Annotated in this window: 20 protein-coding genes; 6 read left to right on the top strand and 14 right to left on the bottom strand. The window is 70.8% G+C overall.

Annotation, left to right across the window (positions count from 1 at the left end):
• Positions 1 to 170 precede the first annotated feature (170 nt).
• Positions 171 to 659, top strand: coding sequence for a transcriptional regulator (locus tag AB0A63_RS08515; protein WP_030471611.1), 489 nt, complete (start codon positions 171 to 173; stop codon positions 657 to 659).
• A 135-nt stretch (positions 660 to 794) separates the two neighbouring features.
• On the opposite strand, the gene AB0A63_RS08510 is transcribed toward AB0A63_RS08515, so the two are convergent.
• Entirely contained in the window at positions 795 to 1,610 is an 816-nt protein-coding gene (locus AB0A63_RS08510; RefSeq protein ID WP_360387064.1) for a sigma-70 family RNA polymerase sigma factor, read from the bottom strand.
• 85 nt (positions 1,611 to 1,695) lie between these two features.
• On the opposite strand from AB0A63_RS08510, the gene AB0A63_RS08505 reads away from it, so the two are divergent.
• A complete protein-coding gene (locus tag AB0A63_RS08505) occupies positions 1,696 to 2,343 on the top strand; it encodes an HD domain-containing protein (protein ID WP_360387061.1) in 648 nt (215 codons plus the stop codon).
• On the opposite strand, the gene AB0A63_RS08500 is transcribed toward AB0A63_RS08505, so the two are convergent.
• The 5 genes from AB0A63_RS08500 to AB0A63_RS08480 form a co-directional block, all read right to left on the bottom strand.
• The gene (locus AB0A63_RS08500) at positions 2,338 to 2,517 is read right to left on the bottom strand and encodes a DUF397 domain-containing protein (RefSeq protein ID WP_360387058.1); all 180 of its coding nucleotides are present in this window, start codon (positions 2,515 to 2,517) and stop codon (positions 2,338 to 2,340) included. The two genes, AB0A63_RS08505 and AB0A63_RS08500, sit on opposite strands and share 6 nt — an antisense overlap.
• On the bottom strand, positions 2,492 to 3,340 hold the full coding sequence (locus AB0A63_RS08495; RefSeq protein WP_360387056.1) for a helix-turn-helix transcriptional regulator: 849 nt from the start codon (positions 3,338 to 3,340) through the stop codon (positions 2,492 to 2,494). The genes AB0A63_RS08500 and AB0A63_RS08495 overlap by 26 nt, the downstream gene beginning before the upstream one ends.
• Positions 3,341 to 3,442: 102 nt before the next feature.
• Complete coding sequence (gene nusB / locus AB0A63_RS08490) at positions 3,443 to 3,862, bottom strand: transcription antitermination factor NusB (RefSeq protein WP_360387054.1); 420 nt, start codon at positions 3,860 to 3,862, stop codon at positions 3,443 to 3,445.
• The gene (efp, locus tag AB0A63_RS08485) at positions 3,862 to 4,431 is read right to left on the bottom strand and encodes an elongation factor P (RefSeq protein WP_360387052.1); all 570 of its coding nucleotides are present in this window, start codon (positions 4,429 to 4,431) and stop codon (positions 3,862 to 3,864) included. The genes nusB and efp overlap by 1 nt, the downstream gene beginning before the upstream one ends.
• A gap of 30 nt (positions 4,432 to 4,461) precedes the next feature.
• On the bottom strand, positions 4,462 to 5,538 hold the full coding sequence (locus AB0A63_RS08480; RefSeq protein ID WP_360387049.1) for a Xaa-Pro peptidase family protein: 1,077 nt from the start codon (positions 5,536 to 5,538) through the stop codon (positions 4,462 to 4,464).
• A 35-nt stretch (positions 5,539 to 5,573) separates the two neighbouring features.
• On the opposite strand from AB0A63_RS08480, the gene AB0A63_RS08475 reads away from it, so the two are divergent.
• The gene (locus AB0A63_RS08475; RefSeq protein WP_360387047.1) at positions 5,574 to 5,978 is read left to right on the top strand and encodes a B-4DMT family transporter; all 405 of its coding nucleotides are present in this window, start codon (positions 5,574 to 5,576) and stop codon (positions 5,976 to 5,978) included.
• Here the strand turns inward: AB0A63_RS08475 and AB0A63_RS08470 are convergent.
• Positions 5,964 to 6,341, bottom strand: coding sequence for a VOC family protein (locus tag AB0A63_RS08470; protein ID WP_360387044.1), 378 nt, complete (start codon positions 6,339 to 6,341; stop codon positions 5,964 to 5,966). The two genes, AB0A63_RS08475 and AB0A63_RS08470, sit on opposite strands and share 15 nt — an antisense overlap.
• Before the next feature lie 29 nt (positions 6,342 to 6,370).
• On the opposite strand from AB0A63_RS08470, the gene AB0A63_RS08465 reads away from it, so the two are divergent.
• Positions 6,371 to 7,303 (top strand): hypothetical protein, encoded by a 933-nt coding sequence (locus AB0A63_RS08465; protein ID WP_360387042.1) that lies wholly within the window; start codon positions 6,371 to 6,373, stop codon positions 7,301 to 7,303.
• 4 nt (positions 7,304 to 7,307) lie between these two features.
• Here AB0A63_RS08465 and aroQ read toward each other — a convergent pair whose 3' ends face one another.
• From aroQ to AB0A63_RS08430, 7 genes are all read right to left on the bottom strand, one after another.
• Positions 7,308 to 7,739 (bottom strand): type II 3-dehydroquinate dehydratase, encoded by a 432-nt coding sequence (aroQ, locus tag AB0A63_RS08460; protein WP_360387040.1) that lies wholly within the window; start codon positions 7,737 to 7,739, stop codon positions 7,308 to 7,310.
• Entirely contained in the window at positions 7,736 to 8,848 is a 1,113-nt protein-coding gene (gene aroB / locus AB0A63_RS08455) for a 3-dehydroquinate synthase (protein ID WP_360387037.1), read from the bottom strand. The genes aroQ and aroB overlap by 4 nt, the downstream gene beginning before the upstream one ends.
• Positions 8,845 to 9,351, bottom strand: a complete 507-nt coding sequence (locus tag AB0A63_RS08450) for a shikimate kinase (RefSeq protein ID WP_360387034.1) — start codon at positions 9,349 to 9,351, stop codon at positions 8,845 to 8,847. Before AB0A63_RS08450 ends, aroB begins: the two co-directional genes overlap by 4 nt.
• A complete protein-coding gene (gene aroC, locus AB0A63_RS08445; protein WP_360387031.1) occupies positions 9,348 to 10,547 on the bottom strand; it encodes a chorismate synthase in 1,200 nt (399 codons plus the stop codon). The genes AB0A63_RS08450 and aroC overlap by 4 nt, the downstream gene beginning before the upstream one ends.
• 13 nt (positions 10,548 to 10,560) lie before the next feature.
• A complete protein-coding gene (locus AB0A63_RS08440; protein ID WP_360387028.1) occupies positions 10,561 to 11,013 on the bottom strand; it encodes an A24 family peptidase in 453 nt (150 codons plus the stop codon).
• 116 nt (positions 11,014 to 11,129) lie between these two features.
• On the bottom strand, positions 11,130 to 11,585 hold the full coding sequence (locus tag AB0A63_RS08435; protein WP_360387025.1) for a PTS glucose transporter subunit IIA: 456 nt from the start codon (positions 11,583 to 11,585) through the stop codon (positions 11,130 to 11,132).
• Positions 11,582 to 11,818, bottom strand: coding sequence for a PTS glucose/sucrose transporter subunit IIB (locus AB0A63_RS08430; RefSeq protein ID WP_360387022.1), 237 nt, complete (start codon positions 11,816 to 11,818; stop codon positions 11,582 to 11,584). Before AB0A63_RS08430 ends, AB0A63_RS08435 begins: the two co-directional genes overlap by 4 nt.
• A 111-nt stretch (positions 11,819 to 11,929) precedes the next feature.
• On the opposite strand from AB0A63_RS08430, the gene AB0A63_RS08425 reads away from it, so the two are divergent.
• Together AB0A63_RS08425 and AB0A63_RS08420 are read left to right on the top strand one after the other, a co-directional pair.
• Entirely contained in the window at positions 11,930 to 12,685 is a 756-nt protein-coding gene (locus AB0A63_RS08425; protein ID WP_360387019.1) for a GntR family transcriptional regulator, read from the top strand.
• Positions 12,682 to 14,028, top strand: a complete 1,347-nt coding sequence (locus tag AB0A63_RS08420; RefSeq protein WP_360387016.1) for a PTS transporter subunit EIIC — start codon at positions 12,682 to 12,684, stop codon at positions 14,026 to 14,028. Before AB0A63_RS08425 ends, AB0A63_RS08420 begins: the two co-directional genes overlap by 4 nt.
• The last annotated feature ends 7 nt before the right edge of the window (positions 14,029 to 14,035 follow it).

Genomic DNA, 14,035 nt, shown 5'->3' with positions numbered 1-14,035 from the left:
CCTGTGGACGGTCAACCATCCGAGTGGTGTCGCACGCGTGGCGAGCGTCTCGTCCTGAGATCAGCTTGACCTGCCGACCACGGCGAGTAATCATTACTCTGCGTATCGATCTAAGCCTCCCCGCAGCACCGCCGTACTGCTGACGGGGCGAATGAACGGAGAACCGCCACATGGGCGACTACGCCAAGGCGCTGGGGGCCAAGCTCCGCGCTATCCGCCAGCAGCAGGGTCTGTCCCTGCACGGCGTCGAGCAGAAGTCCGGCGGTCGCTGGAAGGCCGTGGTCGTCGGCTCCTACGAGCGCGGTGACCGCGCGGTGACCGTGCAGAAGCTGGCCGAGCTGGCCGACTTCTACGGGGTCCCCGTCGCCGAGCTCCTGCCGGAGGGCCGCGTGCCCTCGGGTGCCGAGCCGGCCACCAAGATCGTGATCAACCTCGAACGGCTGCAGCAGCTGCCGGTCGAGAAGGTCGGCCCGCTGGCCCGCTACGCCGCGACGATCCAGTCGCAGCGCGGCGACTACAACGGCAAGGTCCTCTCGATCCGCACCGAGGACCTCCGCTCGCTGGCGATCATCTACGACATGACCCCCGGCGAGCTCACCGAGCAGCTCATCGACTGGGGCGTGCTGCCTCCCGAGGCCCGTCCGGCCAAGGAAGACTGAGCACCCCCGGGTCTTCACGCACAGTGGCTCCCGTGCCGTCCTGCTGGTCGCCCTCAGGACGGCGCGGGAGCCACTGCTGTTACTCCATCACTCGTTCGGGTGACAACGGCACCCGGTTCCGTCTCCGGTGCGTGATCACGCCGGGGGCACCAGCGCGGCGAGCTGCGCGCGGTCCTGGATGACGTGGATCGCGACGATCCGGTCGCCCTGGACCGTGAAGGCCATGAGCGAGAACAGCTCGCCGTCCACCCACGTCGCGAAGCCGGCCTCGCCGCCGATGAGCACCTCGCGGATTCGCGCGGTGGCCGCGAGCCTGCGGAACGCGCTCGCCCGTCCCGCCACGGCACGCGCGCCGACCACGTCGAGACGGCCGGCCCGCAGCGTGACGTCGGGGTGCAGCACCGCGATCAGGCCTTCGAGGTCCCCCTCCGACGACGCCCGCAGGAACGCGTTCACGACCTCGCGCTGCCCGGGCACGTCGACGTCGGGCCGCGGCTTGCCCTGCACGCGCTTGCGCGCCCTGCTCGCCAGCTGCCGCGTGGCGGCGGGCGTCTTGCCGATCAACGGCGCGATGTCGTCGAACGGCACCGCGAACATGTCGTGCAGCACGAACGCGAGCCGTTCGTCGGGCTTGAGGGTGTCCAGCACGATCAGCATCGCGAGCCCGACCTGGTCCTTCGCGACCGCCCGCTGCTCCGGCCCCTCGGCGGCGTCGACCACCGGGTCCGGCATCTCGTGCGCGTGCTCGCGCCGGTCCCGCAGCATGTTCAGGCACACGCGGGCGACGACCGTGGTGAGCCAGCCCCGCGGGTTCTCGACCTCGGCGGTGTCGGCCCGCTGCACGCGCAGCCACGCCTCCTGCACCGCGTCGTCGGCCTCGGCGAACGACCCCAGCACCCGGTGGGCGACGGCCCGCAGCCGGGCGCGCTCCTGCTCGAACTGCGCGATCACGACTTCCCCCTGTGGCCGGTCCCCCGAGCGTAGTCCGGAAGATCCTCCCGGCGGGGCCCGTCCCGGCCGATGACATGCTGGTCCGGTGACCGCCGCTGACGCAGACCTCCTCACCGACCGCACGCCGCTGCCGGAAGGCCTCGACGCCCGGCTGCGCGACCACCTCACGTTCCTCGTCGAGGTGGACCGGCTGAAGACGGTGCTGCGCGCCTCCCCGCTCGCCGCGGCGGACCGGCGCGAGAACGACGCCGAGCACTCCTGGCACCTCGCGCTCATGGTGTTGGTGCTCGCCGAGTACGCCGACGAGCCGATCGACGTCGGGCACACGATCAAGCTCGTGGTGGTGCACGACCTCGTCGAGGTCTACGCGGGCGACACCCCGCTCTACGACACGGCGGCGGGCACCACCCAGGTCGAACGCGAGGAGGCCGCCGCCGACCGCCTGTTCGGCCTGCTGCCGGCGGACACGGGCACGGCGCTGCGGGCGTTGTGGGACGAGTTCGAGGCGCGGGCGACCCCGGAGGCCCGGTTCGCGAAGGCCATGGACCGACTCCAACCCCTGTTGCTGAACTGGATGGCGCGGGGCGGCACCTGGCGCACCCCCGGCGTCACGGCGGACGACGTCCGGGCGCGCAAGGCGGTCATCGGTGAGGCGTCGACGGCGCTGTGGGACGCGGGGAAGCACATGATCGACGAGGGCGAGCGGCGCGGGTGGGCGCGCCGCAGCTCATGACGAGACGGCCGCCACGAACGCGCGCCAGGCCGAGGTGCTGAACGCCAGCGCCTCGTCGGCGACGTTCTTCGAGTCGCGTATGCGCGCGTCGTGGGCGAACGAGACCTCCACGCACGCCCCCTCCGGCGTGCCGTTGCTGTAGGTGCTCTTACGCCAGGAGCGGTCCTGAGCCATCGAAGTCCCCTCGCGGTCGGCTGACGTACTCCGCCAGCTTGCTCCGCGATTGTTCCGCATCCAAGGCGACCTTTCCCAGGCGGTGGAAGGTGAGCCTGGTCCGGGCGATGGCAGCCGGGTCCTGGACGAACAGCTGCGCGAGATCGGTCTCGTTGTAGGCGAGCGGCGTGGCCTTCTCGAACTCGAACAGCCAGAGCCCCGCCGAGTTGGCCAGCACCTCCTCCGGCACGATCCGGATCAGCTGCGCGTTGAAGAGGAGCTGCAGGTACTGGTCCTCCATGACCTGGTCGTCGCCGACCTGCTGCTTCAACGCCAATTCATGGATGTAGAACATGCAAGTCGGCCGATCGTGGCGGCGCAGGACCGTCTGCCTGTCCTGTCGCACCTGCACGAGCCCGGCGATCTGCTGCTCGGTCGCGATCCCGGTCGCCCGGTACAGGTGCTCGGAGTAGGCCTCGGTCTGCAGAAGCCCCGGAACCGTCAGCAGGTCATAGGTGGTGATCGCGGTGGCCATCGCCTCCGCCATCGCGACCGTGCGCAGGTTCTCCGGCACTTGCACGATGTACTCGTCGAAGGCCGTGCGATAGCGCCGTTTGAAGTCCTCGTAGAAGTCGACGTCCTTGCGGCACAGCGTGAGGAACTGGACCAGGTCGATCTCGCTGGGCCGCGACTTGCCGTGCTCGATGGTGGACACCTTGCTGGGGTCCCAGCCGAGGCGCACGGCGAACGCGGCGGCGTTCAGCTTCGTCGAGGACTCGCGCAGCCGGCGCAGCTCGTCACCGAGGTCCCTGCTGTACGCGGTGGAAGTGGTGCTGTAAGCCATGCCGGGGACGCTATGGCGTGTTTTCCGGCCACGAAACTGGCTCGTTCGGGTGGAAATGAACGGCCGTCCTCGGGAGGACGGCCGTTCGCACGACTGCGAGTCCTAGAGAACCGCGCGCAACTGGTCGGCGATGACCGCGATCCGGCCGAGCACGCCGTTCACGAACCGCGGCGAGTCGTCGGTGGACAGGCCCTTGGCGAGCTCGACGGCCTCGTCGATCGCGACCGCGTCCGGCACGTCGGCCGCCCACAGCAGCTCGTACAGGCCGATCCGCAGCACCGCGCGGTCGACGGCGGGCATGCGCTGCAGCGTCCAGCCCTCGGCGTGTTCCGAGATCAGGTCGTCGATGCGCGTCCGGTGGGCGGTGACGCCCTCGACGAGCGTGACCGTGTAGTCGTTGACCGGGGGGACGTCCGGTGAGCCGACGCGTTCGGCCAGCAGCGTCACCGGGTCGGTGCCCAGCAGGTCGGCTTCGTAGAGGAAGTCGACCGCGCGCTTGCGGGCCTTGCTCCGAGCACCCATCAGGACTTGTCGCTGATGCGGCCGAGGTAGCGGCCGTCGCGGGTGTCGACCTTGATCTTCTCGCCGGTCGTGACGAACAGCGGGACCTGGATCTCGGCGCCGGTCTCCAGGCGAGCGGGCTTGGTGCCGCCGGTGGAGCGATCGCCCTGCAGGCCGGGGTCGGTGTGCTCGATGACGAGCTCGACCGAGGTCGGGAGCTCGATGAACAGCGGCACGCCCTCGTGGACGGCCACGACCGCCTCCTGGTTCTCCAGCAGGAAGTCGGCGGCGTCGCCCACCGTCTCAGCCGGGACCGGGATCTGGTCGTAGGTGTCACCGTCCATGAAGATGAAGTCGGTGCCCTCCTTGTACAGGTAGGTCATGCCGCGCTTGTCCACGGTGGCCGTGTCGACCTTCGTGCCCGCGTTGAAGGTCTTGTCGACGACCTTCCCGGTCAGCACGTGCTTGAGGGTCGTGCGCACGAAGGCGCCACCCTTGCCGGGCTTGACGTGCTGGAACGCGGTGACGGTCCAGAGCTGGCCGTCGAGGTTCAGCACCAGGCCGTTCTTCAGGTCGTTCGTGGTGGCCACGGTGGGATTTCTCCTGTGTTGGGCTGGGCGTCAGACGACCACGAGTTCCTTCGTGGTCAGGGTGAGGAGCTCCGGTCCGCTTTCGCGCACCACGAGGGTGTCCTCGATGCGGACCCCGCCCTTCCCCGGCAAGTAGACGCCAGGCTCGACGGTGACCGCCATACCGGCCGAAAGTGTACCGGCACCCACCTTCGACAACGCCGGTGCCTCGTGGATCTCCAGCCCGACGCCGTGCCCGAGGCCGTGCAGGAAGTCCTCCCCGTGCCCGGCCTCCTCGATGACCTCCCGCGACGCGTGGTCGACCTCGCTGACCTCCGCACCCGGCTTGAGCGCGGTGCGCCCGGCCGCCTGCGAGCGCGCGACCAGGTCGTACAGGTCGCGCTGCCAGTCGGCGGGCTTGCCGAGCACCAGGGTGCGGGTCATGTCCGAGTGGTAGCCGTCGACGAGCGCGCCGAAGTCGAGCTTGATGAAGTCGCCCACGTGCAGCGTCGCGTCCGTCGGCGAGTGGTGCGGCACCGCCGAGTTCGCGCCGAACGCCACGATCGACGAGAACGACGGTCCCTCCGCACCGTGGTCGAGCATGCGGCTCTCCAGCTCACGCGCGACGTCGCGCTCGGTCCGCCCGGCCCGCAGCCCGCCGTGCCCGATCAACGCCGCCAGCGCCCGGTCCGCCGCCGCGCACGCCATCCGCAGCGCCTCGACCTCGGCGTCGTCCTTGACCAGCCGCAGCTTCTCGACCAGCCCGCCCGCCTTGACGAGCTCCGCCTTCTCCGCCGCCTGCGCGAGCCCGTCCAGCCCGTCGACCGTGACGTGGTGGCTCTCGAACCCGAGCCTGCCCTTCGCCCGCTTCGCGAGCGCGAGGTCGCACGGCCGTTCGGTCGACCGCTCCAGGTCCGGCACCTGCTTCGCCGACTGCGTGAGATAACGCCCATCGGTGCAGAAGACGGTCTTGTCGTCGCCGCTCGCGTCGACCAGGAGGGCGGCGTTCGACCCGGTGAACCCCGTCAGGTAGCGGACGTTGAGCAGGTTCGTCACGAGGAGCGCGTCCAGCTCCGCGTCCTGGAGCTGTCGGCGCAGTGCGGTTCGGCGAGCGGCGTAGGACGACATGCCTCGCAGCGTACGGCCAGTCCTAAGCTGTCCGCATGCGTCCTTGGATCGCCCGTGCGTTGTGGATGGGTCTGCTGCACGGAGCCGTGCAGACCGGCGTCGCCGCCGTCGCGGTCCGCAGCCCCGAGGCGACGGCGGTGGGCCCGATCGCCCTCGGCCTCCTGATCGTCGCGGCGGTCCTGTGGGGCGCGGTCGACGCGCTGCGCGAGCTCCCGTCGCCCGGCATGCAGTGGTTCATCGCGGCACTGGTCGCCGGGCCGTTCGCCGGTGCCCTGGGCGTGATCGGGTCGGCGGTGCTGGTCGACCAGACCGGGCAGGAGGCGCTGTGGGTGGCGCTGACGGGTGGCGCCGCCTTCACGGCGCTGCTGATCCTGGCGCCGGCCGGGCTCGGGATGCTGCTGGGCGGGGTGCTGGCGCGGCGGTCCTCAGCCAGCGACTAGCTCGACCTCGAAGCCGTCCGCGTTTTCGAGGAACGCCGCGTAGTGGCCGGGTCCGCCGGCGTGGGGGTGCCGGTCCTCGAACAGGAGGTGCCAGCCGTGGTGCCGGGCCTCCTCGGTGAGGCGGTCGACGTTCGCCCTGTCACCCGCGTGCAGGGCCAGGTGGTTGAGGCCGGCTTTCATCCGATCGTGTGGGCCGGTGAGGGCCGGGGACTGCTCGGTGACCACGTAGGTGTGGCCGAGTTTCCAGCTCACGCCCGCTGACCAGCGTTGGTGCTCGGTCCAGCCGAGCTGCTGGAGGAGCCACCCGATCGTGGACTCGGCGCGGGCCAGATCAGGGACCCAGAGCTCGACGTGGTGCAGCATCGGTGGTCCTTCCGGGATCATGTGGACACATGCGCAACGACGTCACGGGCGATGTCCGCGACAACGGCGTGGTCTTGCAGGTTCGCGATGTCGGCGGGGACATCTTCATCGGTGTGCGCCGGCCGCGCCGGAGGCGGGTCGCGTGGGCGCAGGTGCTGCTGGTGATCTTGCTGGTCGCCGGGGAGCAGTACGCGTGGCAGGCCGCCGCCGACACGACGTTCCTCGCGGGAGAGGACATCCGGCCGCCCTGGGCTGCTGACGACCTGGTCTTCTCGCTGGTCGCGGACAAGCTCGCGACGTGCGCGGAAGAGGTGGTGGCCCGGCCGGCGAACTGCCCGCAACGCTCTGCCGCACCGATCACCGGCACCGTGGTGTGGACGCTGGTCGGCGACCCCCGCGACGGGATGCGGACCGTCTGGCACGACGGCGTGCTGAAGGTCTTCGGTGCCGCCGTGATGACGCTGTGGTTCCACGACGACCTGGACGTGGTGACCGTCGACTTCGTCACCGAGGTGCGCTGGCGTGGACGCGAGACCACGGCCGAGGACGTGGGACCGGTCGAGCCGGGCGTGTCCCCGGTCCCGCCCAGGCACGGGTTCGAGCTGGAACGCGGGCAGGTCGTCGCCGCCGTCGGGCGCAAGTTCGACCTGTGCACGGCCCCGCGGACCCTGCCGATGGAGGTGACCTGCCCCCGCGCAGCCGGCCCGACCCGCACACCGCCGCGCCACGACATCAGGTGGGTGCGCAACTCCGACCCCGTGGACAACGTGGACGTCCGCTACGACCACAGGTTCGGCCTCGTGATCGCGACGGGCGACTACTCCCTCTCCGCGCTGCCCCGCGACCTCGCCGGGCAGGCCGATCCCCAGCTCCCGCAGCTGCACAGCGGGAACTACGTGGCCTACCTGATGCGTGGACCTGACGGCACGGCGGTGGTGCTCGACCTGGAGCACCAGCCGTGAGCGGTCACCCCTGCTTGAGCGACAGCCAGCGCAGGGCCAGCAGGTAGCCCTCCACGCCGAGGCCCGCGATCACGCCGTTCGCCACCGCCGAGACCACGCTGTGGTGGCGGAACTCCTCGCGCTGGTGGATGTTCGAGATGTGCACCTCGACCAGGGGTGCGGTGAGCTGGGAGCAGGCGTCGCGGAGCGCGATGGAGTAGTGGGTCCAGGCGGCGCCGTTGAGGACGACCGGGGTGGCGGCGTCGGCGGCCTCGTGGAGCCACTCGACCATCTGGCCCTCGTGGTTGGTCTGGCGGACCTCGACGTCGAGGCCGAGGGTCTTGCCCTCGGTCTCGCACATCTCCACCAGGTCGGCGTGGGTGGTGCTGCCGTAGATCAGCGGCTCGCGGGTGCCCAGGCGGTTGAGGTTCGGGCCGTTGAGTACGAGGACCTTCACAGCAGCACCGTTCCGCCGGACTTGGGCTTCGGTTCCGCGGCGACCGCGGAGTAGGCGGCGGCGATCAGGGCCGGGTCCGGGCCTTCGAGGCGGCCGGGTTTCGCGAGGCCGTCGAGGACGACGAAGCGCAGGACGCCGGCCTTGTTCTTCTTGTCGACCTTCATGCCCTCCATGAGCTGCGGGAGGGCGTCGGGGTCGTAGGAGGTCGGGAGGCCGAGGGACTGCAGCACGGCGCGGTGGCGGTCGGCGGTCGCGTCGTCGAGGCGGCCGGCCAGGCGGGCCAGTTCGGCGGCGAAGACGAGGCCCACGCTGATGGCGGCGCCGTGGCGCCAGCGGTAGCGCTCGCGGCGTTCGATGGCGTGGCCGAGGGTGTGGCCGTAGTTCAGGATCTCGCGCAGGGAGGACTCGTGCAGGTCCGCGGAGACGACGTCGGCCTTGATCTGGATCTTGCGGCGGATCAGCTCGGCCAGCACGTCGCCGGTGGGGTCCAGGGCGGCCTGCGGGTCGGCCTCGATCAGGTCGAGGATGACCGGGTCGGCGATGAAGCCGCCCTTCACGATCTCGGCCATGCCCGCGATGAGCTCGTTGCGCGGCAACGTCTCCAGGGTGGCCAGGTCGACGAAGACGACCTCGGGCTCGTAGAACGTGCCCACCAGGTTCTTGCCGGCGTCGGTGTTGATGCCGGTCTTGCCGCCGACGGCGGCGTCGACCATGCCCAGCAGGGTGGTCGGGATGTTCACCAGGCGCACGCCGCGCATCCACGTGGAGGCGACGAAGCCCGCGAGGTCGGTGACGGCGCCGCCGCCGAGGCCGACCACGACGTCGTTGCGGGACAGGCCGATCTTGCCCAGCACGTCCCAGCAGAAGCCGGCGACGGCGAGGTCCTTGCCGTCCTCGGCGTCAGGTACCTCGACGCGGTGCGCGTCGATGCCGGTCGCCTTCAGCTCGTCGACCAGCACCTCGGCCGTGGCGGCCAGGGTCGGCTGGTGCACGATCGCGACCTTGGCGGTGCCCTCCAGGTGCACGACGATCTCGCCCAGCAGACCGCGGCCGATCACCACGAGGTACGGCTTCTCGGCGTTGACCTCGACGGTCAGCGGCTCGGTCATTCCCCAACTCCCTTGATCACCGCGTCGGCCACCTGCTCCGGGTCGAGGGCGTCGGTGACCACCTCGATCGTCGCGACCTCGCGGTACAGCGGCAGGCGCGCGTCGAGCAGCGCCTTGAACGTCGCGCGCGGGTTCACGCCGGACAGCAGCGGCCGCGCGGACGACAGCCCGGTGCGGCGCACCCCCTCGGCCATGCCCACGTTCAGGAACACGACGGTGTGCTCGCGCAGCCGCTCGCGGGTCGTGGCGGACAGCACCGCTCCCCCGCCCAGCGCCAGCACGCCCTCGTGCTCGGCCAGCGCCTTGGCGACCGCTTCCTCTTCGAGCGCGCGGAAGACGGGCTCGCCGTCGTCGGTGAAGATGTCCGAGATCGGCTTGCCGACCGAGGCCACGACGTCGGCGTCGACGTCGCGGAACGGCAGGCCCAGCCGGGCGGCGAGCAGCTCGCTGATCGTGGTCTTGCCGGCTCCTGGCGGCCCGACCACGACGAACCTCGGGCTCACATGCCCTCCCAGCGGGCTTCCAGCGCCTTGAGGTAGGCGTGCGCGTTGCGGCGCGTCTCGTCGAGCGAGTCGCCGCCGAACTTCTCCAGCGCGGCCTCGGCCAGCACGAGCGCCATCACGGACTCCAGCACGACACCGGCCCGCGGCACCGCGCACACGTCCGAGCGCTGGTGGATCGCGACGGCGGGCTCACCGGTCCGCACGTCCACGGTGGACAGTGCACGAGGGACGGTCGAGATCGGCTTCATGGCCACGCGCGCCCGCAGGACCTCGCCGTTGGTGATGCCGCCTTCGAGGCCACCGGCCCGGTTCGACCGCCGCGTGACGCCGACCGGTCCGCTGCCGCGGTCGATCTCGTCGTGCGCCTGCGACCCCCAGCGCCGGGCGGAGGTGAAGCCGTCGCCGATCTCCACGCCCTTCATGGCCTGCACGCCCATCAGCGCGGCGGCGAGCCGCGCGTCGAGGCGGCGGTCCCAGTGCACGTGCGAGCCCAGACCGGGTGGCAACCCGTACGCGAGCACCTCGATGACGCCGCCGACGGTGTCACCGGCCTCCTTGACGGCCTCGACCTCGGCCACCATCGCCTCGGTCCCGCGCGGGTCGAAGCACCGCGTCGGCGACTCGTCGATCGCCGCCAGGTCGTCGGGCGTCGGCAGCGCCGCGTCCGCGGGCGTCTCGGCCGTGCCGATGGACACCACGTGGCTGAGGATTTGCACGCCCAGCAGCTGCTGCAGGAACTGCCGCGCCACCGTGCCGAGCGCCGTGCGCGCCGCGGTCTCCCGCGCGCTCGCCCGCTCCAGCACCGGCCGGGCCTCGTCGAAGCCGAACTTCTGCATGCCGGGCAGGTCAGCGTGCCCCGGTCGCGGCCGGGTCAGGGCCTCGTTGCGGCCGGTGGGCTTGAGCAGGCTCTGGTCGACGGGGTCCGGGGACATGACCGTCTGCCACTTGGGCCACTCGGTGTTGCCGATGGTGACGGCGATCGGCCCGCCCTGGGTCCTGCCGTGGCGCACGCCGCCGAGGATCTCGACCTCGTCCTGTTCGAACCCCATCCGCGGCGAGCGACCGAACCCGAGCCTGCGCCGGCCCAGCTGGGCGACGAGGTCCTCGGTGGTCACCTCCACCCCGGCGGGCATGCCCTCCAGCACGGCGACGAGGGCGGGGCCGTGTGACTCTCCAGCGGTGATCCAGCGCAGCACGTTCACAATCCTTTCACAGCGTCGTCAACACCCAGGTGGCAGCCAGCAGTCCGGGCCCGTGCGGCACCCACCGGCTGCGGCGCACCGCCGCGAGCCCGAGCGTGATCGCGCAGGCCAGGATCGCCGCAGGTAAGAGCCCCGCCGGGCCGAGGGCCGCCCCGAGCCCGAACGCGAGCTTGACGTCGCCGCCGCCCATCACCGCCGGGCGCAGCCGCCGCACCGCGAGATGAGCGCCACCGAAGAGCACCGCTCCGAGCGCCGCCGCTCCCAGCCCGTGGAACTGCAGGGCGAGCAGCGCGACGGCGAGCGGCACCGTCAGCACGTCCGGCAGCCGCTGACACCTGAGGTCGACCGCCGCGAGCACGACGCCGAACGCCGCGAGGACGTACGACGCGGGCGGCGCGTCGCTGAGATCGGCGACCGTCCACAGCACCCCGAGGACGAACGCGAGCAGGACCGTGGTCATGAGTCCACGGTCCTGCTCGTACGACCCGGCACCAAATCACGCCCGTCGTGAACGGTCCATCCACACCCCTGTTCTCAGGTCACGCGGGGCCCCCGCGTGACCCACAGCAGGGGAGGTCAGCGGGACCAGTCGAACAGGGTGTCGTTCTCCACCACGTCGACGTCCACCGCCGGGACGCCCAGCGCTTCCGCCGCCGCGTCCAGCGCGATGACCGGGCAGATCGGCGCGAACCCGGCGGCCTCGACCTCCGCCGGGTTCCACGTCACGATCCGCTGGCCGGCCCGCACCTGCTCGCCCTTGACGACGTGCAGCTCGAAGCCCTCGCCCTTGCGCTTGACGGTGTCGATCCCGAGGTGCACCAGCACCGCGGCACCGTCCGCACCGGCGACGACGAACGCGTGCGGGTGCAGCGTCACGACGGTGCCGTCGAGGGGTGACACGACGTCCGCGACACCGCGGACCGGTTCGACGGCCACGCCGGGGCCGACCATCGCCTGCGAGAAGACCGGGTCGGGGACGGCGGAGAGCGCGACCACGCGACCGGCGACGGGGCTGCCGACGCGGACGCTCACAGGAGGTCCTCGATGTCCGACGCGATGGTGTCCGCCTCGGGGCCGACGATGACCTGGACGACGTCGCCGGACTTGATCACGCCGTGGGCGCCGGTGGCCTTCAGGGCCGCCTCGTCGACGAGGGACCCGTCCTTGACCTCACAGCGGAGCCGGGTGATGCAGGGCTCGATCTCGATGATGTTGTCGGCTCCGCCCAGTGCGGCAAGGATCGCTTCCGGCCTGTTGTCAGCCACGTTCGTACCTCTCGTTCCCGTAACAGCGGTTGACACCAACTCTGTGCGCGGAGCATTCTCCCGCACCAACTGGTCTAGACCGGAAAGTACCACTAGCGAGGAGGTGAGCGGGTGCACGAGATCGTGGACGGGCCCAAGCCCAAGCACGCACAGCTGCGCGAGATCCTGCGTCGCCTCGCCGAGCACGACCTCGCGCCGGGCTCGCCCATCCCGTCCGAGCGCGACCTCGCCGACCGGTTCGGGGTCTCCCGCATCACGGTGCGGGCCGCGGTGGGGCAGCTGGTCGCGGAAGGCCTGCTCACGCGGGCGAAGGGGCGCGGCACGTTCACCGCTCAGCGGCGCTACGACCTGCAGCTGCACCTGACCTCGTTCACCTCGGACATGGTCACGCGCGGGCTGGAGCCGAGCACCGAGGTCATCAGCTGCGGTGAGGGCGTGCCCGGTGGCAAGGCGGCGCTCGGGCTCGACGCCGACGAGACCGCCTACCGGATCGTCCGGCTCCGCAGGGCCGACGGGGCGCCGCTGGCGCTCGAACGCGGCTGGTACAGCCCGCACGTGCTGCCCGAGCTCGACCGGTGCGACCTGTCCGGGTCGCTCTACGAGATCATCGCGGCCCGCTACGGGGTCCAGCTCGACCACGCGCGGCAGACCGTGTGGGCCGAGACCGCCGACGGGGACACCGCGAAGGCGCTCGACGTCCGCAAGGGCAGCCCGCTGCTCGTGTTCCGCAGGGTCGCCAGCTCGCAGGGCCGGCCGACCGAAGACGTGACGTCCTGGTACCGGGGCGATCTCTACCAGGTGACCATGCAACTGGACCGGACCGTCCCGGGTTCCGGACCGAACTCCGCCAAGGGAGGTACCACATGAGCGCCAGCGCCCCAGAGGCGACCGGCGGTCGCGGGATCAAGGGCCTGGCGGGTGTGCAACGGTTCGGTCGCAGCCTCATGCTGCCGATCGCCTCGCTGCCCGCCGCCGCACTTCTCCTGCGTCTCGGCCAGCCCGACCTGCTCGGCAAGGACGGTCTGGGCTGGAACCAGGTCGCCGCCGTGATCGGCAACGCGGGCGACGCCCTGTTCGCCAACCTGCCGCTGCTGTTCGCGGTGGGTGTCGCCATCGGGTTCGCCCGTCGTGGTGACGGTTCGACCGCGCTCGCCGCCGTCGTCGGCTTCGTGGTCACCCAGGCCGTCTTCAAGGCGATGTCGCCGTTGGTGCTGGAGGTCGCGGCAGACCCCGCCAAGCAGCAGCAGATCAACTACTCGGTGCTGACCGGCATCGTGGTCGGTCTGATCTCCGCCGTGCTGTGGCAGAAGTACCACCGCATCAAGCTGCCCCCGTACCTCGCGTTCTTCGGTGGCCGCCGGTTCGTGCCGATCATCGTCGCGGGCGTCATGATCCCGGTCGCGGTCGTCATGGGCCTCATCTACCCGTGGTTCAACAAGGGCCTGCTCGCCATCGGCGAGTTCGTCTCCGGCAGCACGATCGTCGGTGCCGGCATCTACGGCACGGTCAACCGCCTGCTGATCCCGCTGGGCCTGCACCACATCCCGAACACGTTCGTGTGGCAGGTCTTCGGCGAGTACAAGGTCGGCGACGCCACCAAGACCGGTGACATCCAGCGGTTCTTCGCCGGTGACCCGACCGCGGGCACGTTCATGTCCGGCTTCTTCCCGATCTTCATGTTCGCGCTCCCCGCCGCGGCGCTGGCGATCATCCACACCGCACGGCCGTCGCAGAAGAAGATCATCGCCGGCATCATGGGCTCCGCGGCCCTCACCTCGTTCATCACGGGTGTCACCGAGCCGCTCGAGTTCGCGTTCATGTTCGTCGCCTGGCCGCTGTACGTCATCCACGCGGTCCTCACGGGCACCTCGCTCGCGATCACCAACGCGCTGGGTGTGAAGGACGGCTTCGGCTTCTCCGCCGGTGCGATCGACTACCTGCTCAACTTCAACATCGCGACGAGGCCGTTGCTGATCATCCCGATCGGTCTCGTGTACGCGGCGATCTACTACTTCCTGTTCCGGTGGGTCATCACCAAGTGGAACCTGAAGACGCCGGGACGCGATGATGACGAGTCGCCGGAGGCCGACGAGAGCGTCGTCGGCGGCAGCGGCGACACCGCGGTGCGCGAGAACGCGGCGGTGCGCGAGAGTGCGGCGGCGCGGGAGAGCACGGCGGTGCGCGAGAAGCGCGCCCAGCGCGAGCAGTAACCAGGAC

The organism is Lentzea sp. NPDC042327 (assembly GCF_040647275.1).
GTDB lineage: Bacteria > Actinomycetota > Actinomycetes > Mycobacteriales > Pseudonocardiaceae > Lentzea.
This window is presented reverse-complemented; position numbering and strand designations above follow the sequence as displayed.

What these genes read in the sequence shown, in the direction of transcription:
- AB0A63_RS08515 (WP_030471611.1), top strand. Translation starts at nt 171, where the DNA reads ATGGGCGACTACGCCAAGGCGCTGGGGGCCAAGCTCCGCGCTATCCGC.
- AB0A63_RS08465 (WP_360387042.1), top strand. Translation starts at nt 6,371, where the DNA reads ATGCGCAACGACGTCACGGGCGATGTCCGCGACAACGGCGTGGTCTTG.
- AB0A63_RS08495 (WP_360387056.1), bottom strand. Translation starts at nt 3,340, where the DNA reads ATGGCTTACAGCACCACTTCCACCGCGTACAGCAGGGACCTCGGTGAC.
- AB0A63_RS08440 (WP_360387028.1), bottom strand. Translation starts at nt 11,013, where the DNA reads ATGACCACGGTCCTGCTCGCGTTCGTCCTCGGGGTGCTGTGGACGGTC.
- AB0A63_RS08470 (WP_360387044.1), bottom strand. Translation starts at nt 6,341, where the DNA reads ATGCTGCACCACGTCGAGCTCTGGGTCCCTGATCTGGCCCGCGCCGAG.
- nusB (WP_360387054.1), bottom strand. Translation starts at nt 3,862, where the DNA reads ATGGGTGCTCGGAGCAAGGCCCGCAAGCGCGCGGTCGACTTCCTCTAC.
- AB0A63_RS08500 (WP_360387058.1), bottom strand. Translation starts at nt 2,517, where the DNA reads ATGGCTCAGGACCGCTCCTGGCGTAAGAGCACCTACAGCAACGGCACG.
- AB0A63_RS08420 (WP_360387016.1), top strand. Translation starts at nt 12,682, where the DNA reads ATGAGCGCCAGCGCCCCAGAGGCGACCGGCGGTCGCGGGATCAAGGGC.
- aroB (WP_360387037.1), bottom strand. Translation starts at nt 8,848, where the DNA reads ATGACCGAGCCGCTGACCGTCGAGGTCAACGCCGAGAAGCCGTACCTC.
- AB0A63_RS08480 (WP_360387049.1), bottom strand. Translation starts at nt 5,538, where the DNA reads ATGTCGTCCTACGCCGCTCGCCGAACCGCACTGCGCCGACAGCTCCAG.
- AB0A63_RS08475 (WP_360387047.1), top strand. Translation starts at nt 5,574, where the DNA reads ATGCGTCCTTGGATCGCCCGTGCGTTGTGGATGGGTCTGCTGCACGGA.